This window comes from Hyunsoonleella flava (genome assembly GCF_004310325.1).
GTDB classification, from domain to species: Bacteria; Bacteroidota; Bacteroidia; order Flavobacteriales; family Flavobacteriaceae; genus Jejuia; species Jejuia flava.
Map to the genome: position 1 here is coordinate 99,663 of NZ_SIRT01000015.1, position 15,026 is coordinate 114,688.

Annotated in this window: 10 protein-coding genes; 6 read left to right on the forward strand and 4 right to left on the reverse strand. The window is 33.6% G+C overall.

The features are described from left to right. The first annotated feature begins 74 nt into the window (after positions 1 to 74). From EYD45_RS14960 to EYD45_RS14985, 6 genes are all read left to right on the forward strand, one after another. The gene (locus EYD45_RS14960; RefSeq protein ID WP_130965368.1) at positions 75 to 3,371 is read left to right on the forward strand and encodes a toxin-antitoxin system YwqK family antitoxin; all 3,297 of its coding nucleotides are present in this window, start codon (positions 75 to 77) and stop codon (positions 3,369 to 3,371) included. A 1-nt stretch (position 3,372) separates the two neighbouring features. Next, entirely contained in the window at positions 3,373 to 5,295 is a 1,923-nt protein-coding gene (locus EYD45_RS14965) for a DUF3857 domain-containing protein (protein WP_233702668.1), read from the forward strand. Between the two features lie 4 nt (positions 5,296 to 5,299). After that, the gene (locus EYD45_RS14970; RefSeq protein WP_130965370.1) at positions 5,300 to 7,264 is read left to right on the forward strand and encodes a DUF3857 domain-containing protein; all 1,965 of its coding nucleotides are present in this window, start codon (positions 5,300 to 5,302) and stop codon (positions 7,262 to 7,264) included. Between the two features lie 84 nt (positions 7,265 to 7,348). Further along, the gene (locus EYD45_RS14975; protein ID WP_130965371.1) at positions 7,349 to 8,569 is read left to right on the forward strand and encodes a hypothetical protein; all 1,221 of its coding nucleotides are present in this window, start codon (positions 7,349 to 7,351) and stop codon (positions 8,567 to 8,569) included. Between the two features lie 24 nt (positions 8,570 to 8,593). Then, positions 8,594 to 8,953: a YraN family protein gene (locus tag EYD45_RS14980; protein ID WP_130965372.1), complete on the forward strand. Its 360-nt coding sequence runs from the start codon at positions 8,594 to 8,596 to the stop codon at positions 8,951 to 8,953. 92 nt (positions 8,954 to 9,045) lie between these two features. After that, entirely contained in the window at positions 9,046 to 9,351 is a 306-nt protein-coding gene (locus EYD45_RS14985) for a GIY-YIG nuclease family protein (RefSeq protein ID WP_130965373.1), read from the forward strand. A 43-nt stretch (positions 9,352 to 9,394) separates the two neighbouring features. On the opposite strand, the gene EYD45_RS14990 is transcribed toward EYD45_RS14985, so the two are convergent. The 4 genes from EYD45_RS14990 to EYD45_RS15005 all read right to left on the reverse strand — a co-directional run bounded on the left by EYD45_RS14990 (position 9,395) and on the right by EYD45_RS15005 (position 14,905). Further along, positions 9,395 to 10,756 (reverse strand): TlpA family protein disulfide reductase, encoded by a 1,362-nt coding sequence (locus tag EYD45_RS14990; RefSeq protein WP_130965374.1) that lies wholly within the window; start codon positions 10,754 to 10,756, stop codon positions 9,395 to 9,397. 34 nt (positions 10,757 to 10,790) lie between these two features. Next, positions 10,791 to 14,237 carry a transcription-repair coupling factor gene (mfd, locus tag EYD45_RS14995; protein ID WP_130965375.1) on the reverse strand — a complete coding sequence of 1,149 codons (3,447 nt, stop codon included), beginning with the start codon at positions 14,235 to 14,237 and terminating at the stop codon, positions 10,791 to 10,793. 118 nt (positions 14,238 to 14,355) lie between these two features. Further along, on the reverse strand, positions 14,356 to 14,667 hold the full coding sequence (locus tag EYD45_RS15000; RefSeq protein ID WP_130965376.1) for a hypothetical protein: 312 nt from the start codon (positions 14,665 to 14,667) through the stop codon (positions 14,356 to 14,358). Then, positions 14,654 to 14,905: a hypothetical protein gene (locus tag EYD45_RS15005; RefSeq protein WP_130965377.1), complete on the reverse strand. Its 252-nt coding sequence runs from the start codon at positions 14,903 to 14,905 to the stop codon at positions 14,654 to 14,656. The genes EYD45_RS15000 and EYD45_RS15005 overlap by 14 nt, the downstream gene beginning before the upstream one ends. Positions 14,906 to 15,026: the final 121 nt, after the last annotated feature.

Genomic DNA, 15,026 nt, shown 5'->3' on the forward strand with positions numbered 1-15,026 from the left:
AATTGATTTTTTACCTTTGGCTCAGGCTGCCAAAATGTTAAATTTTCGTACTTTTATGTTACTAAATAAACCCCATGAAAAATATCTTATTCTTGATGGTGATATCCCTGTATACCATCAAAATTTCTGCACAAGAGAAAATTCCTTTTATTGATTTAGATGAAATTTACGAACAAATATCAGACAAAGCTTCAGAAGAAGATTACGCCAAAAATATTGAGCTTTTAGATAAAATAAGTGAAAATGATTCTTCATATTGTGATGTATTAATCTCAAAATCATACTATCTATTAAATTCAAAAAGATATGATGAGGCCATTGAAGTAATTAATGAAGGCTTAAGTATAGAATGCGATCCATTAAACAAGTCGTTTTATATCAATAAAGGGCTTATTTATATCCTTACTGAAAAATACGATGAGGCTATACAGGTTTATGATGAAGCCTTAAAAACATATCCTAAAAACGCAGAACTGTGGTGCAATAAAGGGATAGCGCTTGAGAATGCTTTAAAAATAGAAGAAGCTGTAAAGGCCTATAAAACCGCAATTACCTTAAAACCTACCTACGCAAGACCGCATCTACAATTAGGTAACCTTTGCTACAAACAAGAACGTATGGCGCAAGCATTAATGTGTTTTAACACGTATTTGATTCTTATTATAGATGAAGATAATGCATTTACCACGCTTCAGTCTCTAAACAATGTTGTTGCTTCTAGAAATGAAAATAAAGCAAACCCTGATATTGAGCTTTCTAAGGACGATGAGGCTTTTGATGAATTAGACTTAATCCTAAACAATAAAATTGCCTTAAACAAAAAATACAAAACAGGTCATAAAATTGACATAGCGCTAACAAAACAAAATCATGCTTTACTACAGCAAATACAGGATTTTGAAGGCTATGGCGGGTTTTGGGATAAAAAATACGTAGCTCTTTATAAATGGATTGCTGAGAACGAACTTTTTGAGGATTTTATTTATACACTTTGCTACCCTATTGAAAATGAAAAGTATAAAAAGATTGTAAAAAGCAAAGAAAACAATATTGTTGATTTTGTTGGTAAATTCTATGATCAATTGAGAAACATCTTAAAAACCAATACGGTAGAGTTTAATGGCAAACCACAAGAGATAACTAACTATTATTACGACAATTACACACAAGCTGTTGGTGAAATGAATGGTGAAACTTCAGTTGGCAAGTGGTTTATCTATAATGAAGATGGGCAGTTGGCATCAGAAGGTATTTATGATGAAAATGGGGAGCGAGATAAAAAATGGACATGGTACCATACCAATGGAAAAGTAAAGGAGATTGCAAATTACAAAAACACAAAACTAAACGGAGAAAACCTTATTTTCTTCAATAATGGAAAACCTAGAATTGTTGCTAATTTTTTAGACGGTAAGCTAGACGGCGAGTATTTAATTTACAATGACCAAGGAGCGCTCATTGAGAAAAAATATTTTAAAGAGGGAAAGTTAGACGGTTTATACCAATCGTACTTTAAAGTTGGCGAACAGCTTTTGGAGTGGCACGTGCCTTATAAGAATGGAGACGTTGAGTCTGTCGCCAAAGAGTATTATGCCAATGGCGATGTTTTTGCAGATATTCCTTTTGTAAATGGAAAAAGGCATGGTATTTATAAAGATTTTCACTTTAATAAAAAAATAGCATCAGAAATAAGTTACGCCAATGGTGAGTTAAACGGTCCTTATAAAACCTATCATACAAACGGAAAAATACATAAAGAGGGTGTTAGTATTGATAACTTTTACAATGGCCCTTTTAAAACTTATTACAGAGATGGTGTTCTAGAGAGTGATGAGATTTATAGCCACGGCTCGTTGGACGGTATCAACAAATATTATGATAGAGATGGCAAAATCAACAGTGAGTTTACCTATCGTAAAGGAGAAGTTATTGCTTATAAATATTATGATAAACAAGGTGAAATTATAAAAGAAGCTAGAAAAAAAGGAGGTGAATTTCAGTTTACTGGATATTATGCTCATGGCAATAAGTTTTCAGAAGGCCTATATGATATCAAAGGAGGAAAAGAAGGTTTATGGAAATTCTACTCAGAGAATGGCGTACTCACCAGCAAAGGAAAGTATAGCGATAATAAAGCCTTTGGGGAGCATATTGGATATTATAATAATGGAAAAGTAGAATCTGTTTCCCAATACAAAAATGATTCTTTATCGGGATACTACACCCAATATCATAAAAATGGCAATTTACAACAACAGGGTTGGTACAAAAAAAATGCTGCACATGGTGAATGGCGCACATATTATATGAATGGTACTTTAAGGGAAATCAACTTTTACCACAATGGCCAGTTGTATGGCAAGCAAGAGCTTTTTGCTGTAGATGAGTCTCTAGAGCGCACTTACATTTATAAAAAAGGGAAATTGTATTCTGAAATTTACTATGATTACGAAGGTAATGTGCTTGGAGAAATTAACTATCGCCCCAACGAAAACAATTATAAAGCTGTTTACAAGTTAAGTAATGGTAAAACAGATGTTGAACTAGACTACGTTAATGGTATAAAACATGGTAAATATATAAGCTATGACTTTTATGGAAAGGTTCTGCTAGAGGGCGCATATAACAACGGAGAAATGAATGGCACATGGACGTGGTACTATCCTAATGGTACTAAAAGGCATGTAAAACATTACAGAGATGGTAACCTTAATGGAGATCTGTTAGATTTTCATGAAAATGGAAAATTAGATGAAAAAGAAACGTATGAGTTTGGACAAATTGTAAATATCTCTGAATCCTACCATGATAATAGCATTAAGTCGCAAACAATAGAGCGTTCCTATGGTAACACTCATGGTAGAATGGAATTTTATGATTATTCGGGGAAACTTCAGCTCATTAGGTTTTACAACCATGGCAGACTTATTGGCTATAGTTACCATGATACAAATGGAAACGAATTGCCGATGATTCCTATTAAAAATGAAACAGGTAAAATCAAATCCTTTTTCGAAAACGGTAAAGTAGCTAGGGAAATGGAATATAAAAATGGGGATTTGGTAAATACCTATAAGGAATATTACGCATCAGGGCAGTTAGAAAGTGAGTTGAATTTTATTGCAGGTGATTATGATGGCCCAATTACGTACTATTATCCTAATGGAAATAAAAAAGCAGTTTACACTTATGAATACGGTTTACTGCAAGGTTTAACTACCAAATACCATGAAAACGGGAAGATAAAGGAAGAACGCAATTACGTGAACGATTATTTGAACGGTCCGAAAAAGTATTATGACATAAATGGCAAATTAACCAAAGAGGAACTCTATTTTAATGGCGATATTTATAAAACCCAATCTTATTAACATGCGCATTTTTTATCTCATCATATTATTAGGTATCAGTATAACTTGTTTTGCGCAAGAGTCTGAGGAGTATAAACGCTACAAAACACTTTATCCAAATTCCACGGCAGTTACCCTAAACAAGGAAACTACAATTACTATCAAGCTAGATGATGAAAACATAAACATTATTCAAGAGCATTTTGAGGAAGATTTATACTTAGATGAAGGTGCTAGCAGAAATGCGAAACGGTCTTTACACTTTTCTTCTTTTTTTGAATTGGAAGATGTTGAAGCCTCATCTCTAGTGTTTTCAGATGGGAAGTACAGAGAAATGGAAGTAGAAGAGTTTTCAGAAAAAGACGAACTAGACCAATCTTTTTATGATGATTCTAAATCATTAAACTTCATTTTTCCAAACCTTCAAAAAGGTTCTAAATCACGTTTAAAATATTCTGAAAATGTGAAAAACCCTAGATTTTTAAGTCCGTTTTACTTTGGAGATTATTCGCCTATTGTCAACAACAAAATCACTATCGTTGCTGATAAAAACATAAATTTAAAGTTTAAGGAATTTCATACTGAAGATTTAGACATCAAGTTTAGTAAGCAAGAAAAACGCAACAACGTCATTTATACTTGGGAATTAAAAAACATGGGCAAGTTCAAGTACGAGTATAATGCTCCTACTTACAAAAAAATATTCCCACACATAGTCCCGATAATCACTTCTTATAAAACCAAAAACAATACGGTTGCACTGGCAAATAAAGTGGACGATTTGTACCAATGGTATTATTCACTGGTAAAAAACATCAATAAGGATGAGCCAGATGAAGAATTAATAACCGTAGTTAATGATTTAACTGCAGATAAAACCAGCGATTTTGAAAAGGTAAAAGCTATTTACTATTGGACACAAAAAAATATAAAATATATCGCTTTTGAATATGCCTTAGGCGGCTTTATTCCAAGGCAAGCCAATGATGTATTTAACAAAAAATATGGCGATTGTAAAGATAATTCAAGCATATTATATAAAATGCTTGAAATAGCTGGAATTAAAGGAGACCTTACGTGGATAGGTACCCGAAAAATACCTTATAGTTATGAGGAAGTTCCAACCCCTCTTGTAGACAATCATATGATTTTATCTTATACAGATGATACCAATAACACTTACTTTTTGGATGCTACAGGTAGATTTATTCCAATTGACTATCCAACACCATTTATTCAAGGAAAAGAAGCCCTTATTTCAAAAGGAGCTTCTGGTTTTGTGATAAAAAAAGTGCCTGTGGTGCCTGCCAAAAAAAATGCCGTCATTGATACAACGGTTATCAATTTAGAAAATGAAAATATAGTAGGCACATCTCAAGTAACAATTTCAGGCTATCGCAAGCTAGATTGCTTTGATGCTCTAGAATATACTAATACGGACGAAAAGTTAAAAACCTTTTATATCAAACAACTAGAAAAGGGCAACAACAAATTCATTATTGATGATTTTACAGAGACTAATAAGTTTGATTACGATAAGGATCTAATTGTAAATTACGATTTCAATATTAACGGATATGCCAAAAAATTGGGAGATGAAATCTATGTTAATCTTAATTTAAATAAAGAATTGAGGCCATATAAAATGGAGGACGACCGAAAAAATGATATTGAATACGAATACAAAAGCTATTTTGATTATACCACTACACTCATCATACCTGAAGGCTATACGGTTGATTATATCCCTGAAAACATTTCGGTGTCTAATGATTTGATAACTACAAACATCAGCTATACTTCAAATGAAAACAGTATTACCTATAAACATGACGTTACATTCAATTTTATCAACTTGTCTTTGCAACAACAAAAGGAGATTGATAAAGTTGTAAAAACTATTGGAAAAGCCTATAAAGAAGTCATTATTCTTAAAAAATTATAACACAATGATTAAAACTAAACTACTTTTTGTTATCCTCTTCGTTGTTCAGTTAGGTACTGCACAAGACGACCTGTTTTTTACTGATTACGATTGGGAGCCCACACCAAATTACACCATCCCAGAAGAAACTGAAGACGATATAATTGGAGTAAAAGATAAAATAGCTACCGAATTTTACTTTGAAGGAGATGGTTTGGTAGAATACTTTTTAGAGCATAAGGTGTATTGGTTGAATTCAGATGAAAAAATTGAAGCATACAACAAAGTATATTTGCCTTACAACAACTCTTCAGAATTAAAAGTTAATAAAGCAAGGGTAATTACTAAAGAAGGTAAAATTATCGAACTTGATGACAGTAAAATTTTAACCGCTCAAGATGAAGAAACGGGAAGAAACTATAAGTATTTTGCCTTTGAAGGCGTAACGAAAGGTAGTTTTATTGAATATTATTACGTAGTTAAACGCTACCCGAGATATAGTGGTAATCGTTTAACGTTTCAAAAAAGTTACCAAATAAAAGATATAGAATTCGATTTGTACGCACCAAAAAATCTCGTTTTTGAATTTAAAAGCTATAATAATATTCCTGAAGTAGAACGCGACACACTAATGAAAGAGAAGCTGCACTGGCAGTTAAAAACGAATAACCTAAACGGGCTCTTAAAAGAAGAAGTGTCGGCTTACAATGCACTAAAAGGCTCTGTAATTTATAAGTTAGACAGAAATACATACAGTAACGTAAATGACATTTCATCATACAGTAAAGTCGCGCAGAATATCTACAATTTTTACTATCCTGAAATATCTGATAAAACCACAAAACAGCTTAAAAAATTCATATCAGAAGCCACCAACAACAAAAGTTTAGAAGGTGAAGCGCTTATTAGAAAATTAGAATTCTATATAAAAAACAATATTGTTGTTGCCGATGGCGGCAGCGATAATTTAAAAGATCTAAGTGAGGTTATAAAAAACAAAGTAGCAAGTGAAACTGGTATTTTAAAACTCTATACAACACTCTTTAAATACTTGGGCATCAAACATGAAATTGTAATAACCAGTGACAGGCAAGAGTTGAAATTCGATAAGGATTTTGAGGCCAATAATTTTTTAACAGATTTCCTAATTTACTTCAACAAATACAAAACCTACATGTCCCCTATTGAGTTGGATTCGCGTTATGGCTATCCCCCTTCAAATTTAACCGACAATTATGGCCTTTTTATAAAAGAAGTAAAAGTTGGCGATTTTGCATCAGGCCTGGGCAAAATAAAATACATTAAACCTATCCCTGCTGAAAAAACAGTGGATAAAATGGTGCTTGATATTTCTTTTGAACAAGATAATATTGCCAATTGCAAAGTGAAGCTAGACCGTGCGATGTCTGGATATTATGGCATGTACTTTCATCCAATAATGAACTTAATAAAGCAAGAGAACAAAGATGAATTAGTGGAAAGCTTTGCAACCAGACTAGATAAAGATGTTACTATTAATAGCAAAGCAATAGTTAATGAAGACCCAGAATTGTTTGGCATAAAACCCATACATTTTGTTATAGATTTTGAATCAGAAGCTTTTACCGAAAAAGCAGGTAGAAAGTACCTATTTAAAGTGGGAGAACTTATTGGGAGACAAATAGAGATGTATCAAGAAAAGGAGCGCGTGCTGCCTGTTGAGAATGATTTTACAAGAAGTTATTTCCGAACAATTAATATTACCATTCCTGAAGGTTACAAAATTGCCAATTTAGATGATATTAATATCAAAAACACCTATGTTGTAGGTGATAAAGAAGTATTGATTTTCGATTCGTACTATGAAATTGATGGTAACCAGCTGAAAATTACTGCAGACGAACATTATCGTAAAAACATTATTGATGTAACCCATTTTGAAGATTACAGAACCGTGATAAATAGTGCTGCTGATTTTAACAAAGTGGTTTTGGTTTTTGAGCCTATTTAGTTCATCAAAACTAAAATAAACCTAGCTATCCAGAGAATAACTTTGGTATCTTTATTGTGGCTATTCCCTTAAACTTTAGCCAGTATGAAAAGTTTTCTTTTTCTTTTGGTCTTAACTTGTTTCTTCATTTCTTGTGATACGTCAAAAAAGTATGAAAGAAAATGGTGTTTTGACCCATTAAAACTTACAAATAATGATCTTGATTATCCAGCAAGTATTTACATAGAAAACGATTCGATAAAATTCAATTATTATGCCTTTGATTACTGGCATAAGTTTCCTCTAACGATTGATGATAAACTATTCTTCAATAATTGGAAGATTCCTATTTGTAGAATAGAGGATACTATTCGGATTGGTCAAATACCATATATAAAAGATGAAAAAGACAGTGTTTTTAATTGGTGGTGGAGCAAACCTATTTTAAAAATCGATTTACCTAAAATTGACACGACATACTTCCAATTTCATCACTCTTATAAGAGTCAAAAAAATTACATCTATTTTGGGAAACGGATCGACAATAATAAATATAACTTACAACTAAATGACCGTTATGCTAATATTCAAGATTTACCAGCTTTTTTGGCATTTGAAAGAGCCTCATTAGGAGAAGAATTAATCCCCTTTCACACAACGGTATTATATATGGATTTCACAACTCCTATGAAATATGCAGAAGGTATTTTTCATGAATTGAAAAAAGTAAATCAATTAAAAATACAAATGATTAGTGATATATTGTTAAAGTATAACAATGAGATAGGACTATATTACGAACACGAGGGTTTGACTAAAAAACTGCCTTATTTTTATGAGAATGAGCATTATGTTCCTGATATTCTAGACCTCCCTTCACCGCCACCTCCGCCTCCGCCGTATTTTCCTGATTTTTGGAATAAAAATGTAACAAACAAAATAATAATATTAAAACGGGATGATTTATATTTTGACGAACAAATCATCACTAAACCACAGTTAAAGGAGCTTGTAAATAAATGGGTCAAAAACAAAAATGGAATTTTCAGTTTATACGATTTAGAATCTTCTTATGGGAACTTTTTAGAAATGACGGCTATTATAAATTCAGTATACCAAAATGAACGAAATAAGCTTTCAAAAATTAAATTCAACAAATCTTTAAGCGATCTAAACCAGGATGAAATAGTAGCAATAAAAGAAGAAATCCCCATGTATCACGTATGGAGTTATTCCATTCCCCATTTCAGTGCAATAGTAAAAAATAATGACTCTTTTTTTGGCATAAAAACTCTAGTTTTAGATTCTGTATCTAAAACTAAATGACAAAATAAGATTTAAACTAGCTTTATGGCACAACACAACGATCTCGGTAAAAAAGGCGAACAACTTGCGGTAGATTTTCTTCTGAAAAACAACTACGATATTATAGAACGCAACTACCGATTTGAAAAAGCCGAAGTTGATATCATTGCACAAAAAGATGAGATTTTAGCTATTGTTGAAGTTAAAACACGTTCTACAGCCGATTTTGGAGACCCGCAGGATTTTGTGAAACCAAAACAAATAAAAAATCTGGTAAAAGCTGTTGACGAATATGTGACTGTAAATGATTTAGACGTTGAAATACGCTTTGATATCATAGCGATTGTAAAAGAAGGTAAAGGGTATAGTATTGAGCATTTGGAGAATGCTTTTTATCATTTTTGATATTAGATTCTTCGGTCGTTCCTCCCTCTGAATGACAAAAGACGCCGTCTGTCATTCAGAGCGCAGCGAAGAATCTCTAAAATTCACTTCCTATGAAAACAAAAGGGACTCATAATTACAATGTATATATTTTAACAAACAAAGCAAAAACAGTACTATACACTGGTGTTACTAATAACCTAAAAGACCGATTATATTTTCATAATAATCCTCTACCATTTTTAAAAACATTCACTGCAAAATACAAGTGCTTTTATCTAATTTATTATGAAAACTTTTTTGATATTGAAGACGCTATTAAACGTGAAAAGCAAATAAAAGGTAAAAGTAGGGCTAAAAAGGAAAAGACTATTTCTGATTTTAATCCAGAGTGGAAATTTTTAAATGATACTATTTAGAAGAGATTCTTCAGTCGTTCCTCCCTCTGAATGACAAAAAAATCTATTCCTTTTCTTCTTCAGTTGGCGAGTCTGAAATTTCAAAAAAGGCTTTTAATTCATCAAAAGTATCCGGTTTCGCCTTGATTTTTTTATCAGAGTCTAAAATAAAATACGTTGGTGTTGCTGTTACACCATAATTATTACCAATGTCGTTATCCCATTTACCTTCGCCATACACATGAAAAAAGTTTGGAAAATCGTAGGTTAGTGTTTTCCACCCATAAGGGTCGTCCTCCAACCCTATCGCTATTACTTTTAGTTTGCCTTCTTCAAATGGCTCGATAAACTTATGTAACTCAGGAATCTCTTTTAAACAATGAGAGCAGCTACTACTCCAAAATGCAACAATGTAATGTTCAGCAATATCAAGTTTGCTCAATGTTTTTGTAACGGTTTCCTCTTTTCCTTCAATTTCAAAAGAAAAATCTGGAGCTTGATTCCCTAATGACGTGTTTTGGTACAAAATTAAAGCCTGTAATAATTGCTGGTCGTTAAGTTTCACCGATAAATCCATAAGATAATCTTCAGCGATAAAATTAGCTACCTTCTCTAGTTTCAAATCCACCATCTGCTCCCACAAATCTGTAAGCAATGATTTTTGTGTTTCTTCTGGAGCATTTTCCATTTTTTTACAGAACACCTTAATATTCCTAATATATTCTGATACTTCATCACCATTTCCAGAAGACATGCCAAACACATAATTCAACATGCGCTCTGTTAAAAATTTAGAACGTTGTAAAATCTCATTGTTGAAATCTACATGGTCAAAATAATGCGCTTCCAGTCCTTTCACATAGGCCTTTACATCGATATTATCTTCTGGGATATACGGACTATTAGCCTTTATAAAATTGAAAGCTATTGTGCCTTTAGAAGCCTCTTCAAAACCTTGTTGTGTCTCGCGTTGGGTTTTAAAAATAGAGGCTAGTGCCAAGGAATCTCTAGTCTTGCTTCCATCTCTAAAATAATTACCTATACTGTTGGTAATCATAAGCATGCTGTTAGTGTAAGATTCCAATAGTTTGTTTTCTCTTGACGCCAAAAATTCTACACCTGTTTCGGAATTAAACTTTAATTCAACATCTTCTTCACCATTATAAATCACATCAAAATTGTATTCCTCCTGAGGAACAGCGTAAGTGATGCGGTACATCCCTTTGGGTACCGTGGAATCTAATTTTATCTCAAAACTTCCATCGGCAGCAATTGGGGCGTTTGTAACGTAATTTGAATGTGTGGGCTCTACTTTGTACAAAAGAGCGATTTCGAATTCTCCAGGAGGCGAAAATGTACCTTTAATACTGTGTTGCGCTAAAGTAATACACGGTAAAAGGGCAATTAAAAAAAGTAAACGTCTCAATGTTATTTTTTATTTATGTTGTTAAAAACAATAATTACGCCACAATGGGTTTTAAAGCTTCTAAAGCCTGTTCAACTGAGGTTATACCATCAAAAGTGAGCAATAAACGAAGCCCATTTCTAGTTTGCTTCTCCTTCATTTTACAGCTTTGTGAATGGGTTTGCACAAACTGTAACACTTTTGTAAAGTTACTACTTTGATAAAAACTACTTTGCTGATCTGTAATAAAATAACCAATCAATTTATTTTGTTTCATAATGACTTTTTCAAAGCCAATTTTAGTAGCTAACCACTTTATTTGGACACTATTTAATAAATCGGTCACTTGTTCTGGTAATTCTCCAAAACGGTCAATCAATTGCAGCTTAAACTTATCTAGCTCCTCCTCTGTTTTCAAATTATTCAGCTGTGTGTATAGGTTGAGTCGTTCTGCTATGTTATTTACATAACTGTCAGGAAACAGTAGCTCAAAATCTGTATCAATCGTAACATCCTTTACATAAACCTTGTCTTCCCCTTCATCTTGATATAGCTCCTTAAACTCATTTTCTTTGAGTTCATCAATGGCTTCATTTAATATCGTTTGATACGTATCAAACCCTATTTCATTGATAAAACCACTTTGCTCGCCACCCAGCAAATCTCCTGCCCCACGAATTTCTAAATCCTTCATGGCAATATTGAAACCACTTCCCAATTCGGTAAACTGTTCTAATGCCGTAATACGCTTTCTGGCATCTTCGGTCATTGCCGAATATTCGGGCGTAATAAAATAACAAAACGCCTTTTTATTGCTTCGCCCTACTCGACCGCGCATTTGATGCAAATCACTCAATCCAAAATTATTGGCGTTATTGATAAAAATAGTGTTGGCATTTGGCACATCTAAACCGCTTTCAACAATTGTGGTGCTTACCAAAACATCAAAACCACCATCCATAAATTGAAGCATGAGTTGCTCTAGCTTTCTGCCTTCCATTTGCCCATGACCAATACCAATTTTGGCGTCTGGCACCAAACGCTGCAACATACCGGCCACTTCTTTTATGTTTTCAATACGATTGTGAATGAAGAAGATTTGACCGCCACGTTGGATTTCGTAGCTAATGGCATCCCGAATGGTTTCTTCATTAAAGCGAATTACATGACTTTCAATAGGATAACGATTTGGGGGCGGTGTAGTAATTACCGATAAGTCTCTCGCAGCCATTAAGCTAAATTGCAATGTTCTTGGAATTGGTGTTGCGGTGAGTGTAAGTACATCCACATTTTCTTTTAAGGTTTTCAGCTTTTCTTTTACTGCTACACCAAATTTTTGTTCCTCATCAACAATAAGTAAGCCTAAATCTTTAAATTTTACATTCTTATTGACGAGTTGATGTGTACCGATGATAATATCTACTTTTCCTTCTGATAGCGCTTCTAATGTTTCACGTTTCTGTTTAGCAGTTCTAAAGCGGTTTATATAATCTACTACAACAGGGAAATCCTTTAAACGTTGCTTAAACGTTCTTGAATGTTGATACGCTAAAATTGTTGTTGGTACTAAAACCGCCACTTGTTTACCGTTATCAACTGCTTTGAACGCTGCGCGAATAGCCACCTCGGTTTTACCGAAACCTACATCCCCGCATATGAGCCTGTCCATAGGGCGTTCGCTTTCCATATCGGCTTTTATATCAGCAGTTGCCGTACTTTGGTCAGGTGTATCTTCATAAATAAATGAGGCTTCCAACTCATGCTGCATGTAACTATCTGGATTGTACTGAAAGCCTTTTTTGGTTTTACGTTTTGCGTAAAGTTTTATAAGATTAAAAGCAACATGTTTAACACGTGCCTTCGTTTTTTGCTTAAGGGTTTTCCAAGCACTACTCCCCAATTTGTAAATTTTAGGAGGCTTACCGTCCTTACCATTAAACCTGGTGATTTTGTGCAACGAATGGATGCTTAAATACAACACATCGCGCTCTCCATAAATTAGTTTTATGGCTTCTTGTTTCTTGCCTTCAACGTCAATTTTTTGAAGTCCGCCAAAGCGTCCAATACCATGATCAATATGGGTAACGTAATCGCCAATATCAAGATTTGTTAGTTCCTTTAAAGTAATGGCCTGCTTTTTAGCATAGCCGTTTTTGAGACTGAATTTATGGTACCGTTCAAAAATTTGATGGTCGGTATAGCACACCATTTTGTTATCATGGTCTACAAACCCTTGGTGTAGCGATAAAATTACCGTTTTATAGTCTTTAACATCAAGTTTGGCGTCATCAAAAATATCATGGAATCGCTTTGCTTGTTGCTCACTTACACAGGCAATGTAATTGGTGTAACCCTTTTTGTGGTTGGCATTTAAATCTTCAATTAACAGGTTGAATTGTTTATTGAATGCGGGTTGAGGCCTTGTGTTGAAGATGGTTTCAGACACTGAGGTTCTCGAAATGTCTGCTCTAGTTGTGGTACCTTCGAGAGCCTCAGGCACCACATCAGATTCTTCGCTACGCTCTGAATGACAAAAAACACTCTGTGTTCCAAATTCAATTATTGAAAAATCTAAAAGTTGTTTTTTAAGTAAAGCTGAATTGCAAAATAGCTCCTGTGGTTCAGCATGTTTGATGTCTTCTGAAAGCTCCTTAAACGCCTCTTTTGCTTTTTCATAAAAATCATCAATTCTTGAAAACAGCAAATCTGCATTTTTTATTCCAATAACCGTTTTTTGAGCAATGTATTTTAAGAAGCTATGTCTCTTTTCCTCTATCAACTTATTCGCTACATTCGGAATAATATTGATTTTTTTAATCTGCTCTACTGAAAGCTGGGTTTCAACATCAAAAGTTCTTATGGAGTCTACTTCATCACCAAAAAATTCAATACGATAAGGTTCATCATGCGAAAATGAAAACACATCCACTATTCCACCACGTACCGAAAACTCTCCTGGTTCGGTTACAAAGTCTACGCGCTTGAATTTATATTCAAAAAGAATTTCGTTTACAAAGTCAATTGACAAATTATCGCTTATACCAACTTTTAAGGTATGGCGCTCCAACTCCTTGCGTGTAACCACCTGCTCAAATAAGGCATCTGGATAGGTCACGATTATCGCTGGTTTTTTTTGAGAATTGATGCGGTTTAAAACCTCAGCGCGAAGCAGTACATTTGCATTATCGGTTTCCTCAATATCATAAGGTCGCCTGTAGCTTCCAGGATAGAACAAAACATCTTTCTCACTGAGTAATTGTTCTAAATCGTTAAGGTAATGCGCCGCTTCTTCTTTATCATTAAATATCAGAAGAAACGGTTTTTGAACCTCTTTAAAAATGCTAGAAATTACAAAGGAAAATGATGACCCCACAAGCCCTTTTAAATGTACTTTGGACTTGGTATTGGTAGCATCAGAAGATTCGGTTTGGTCAATAGCGTTCTGCAGATTTTGCGTTTGCAAAGCCTGTGCATAGGTTTGAGAGATAATGGACTTACTCACCTAATTTTGTTTTGAGGTGCAAATATAAGGGTTCAACTGTATTTAAAATACAATATCACTCTCAAAATCTTTATTCAGTTTAGTGAACAAGAAGTTTACATGTTGAAGTGGTTGTGTTTTAACTTAGTTCTTTGTTGGCAGTAGTTTTTATTTTCCGTTTGTTTTTATTTGTCAAAAACTTATAAATTCCATACCCTAAAATTCCGCCAATAATTAATGATGTTATCAAGTTCAATAAATTCGGACTTGGATGTCCATTGTCAGCTCCTCCAGCACTATAAAAAAGATTCATAAAGGAACTCATTTCATTAGTGTGATAGTAACAGATGTCAGGAATTAATAAATCATATATTAGAGTAAAACTGGTCAGAACAGTTCCAATTCCGCAAGTCAACATCAAAATCCATTTTAGAATTTTACTTTCTTTCATTTATTTTTTTCTCAAAGTATGGTTTGGTCAGATTTCTGAATATCACATAAGCAACAATAAAAGCTATTACAATTATAGTTCCGCTTAAACTTGTTTTTTCTTTAGGAATTCCGTCCAAAAAGTAAAGCAAAATTCTTATTCCAACCAAAATAGAAAGGATTATCATAATTCCGTAGAAGAAATTGATAGTTTTCCATAGATATTCAAACATTATTTGTTTATCGTATTTGTCTAACATTTCGGTTTTCTCAAATGTCTAGTCCTGAAATATGGCTACAGGTTAAAAATTGATTTACGCTGTTTTTAAACCTGCCTTGCCGGCAGGCAGGTATACCATATTTGGTGTTTTATAATCTAAA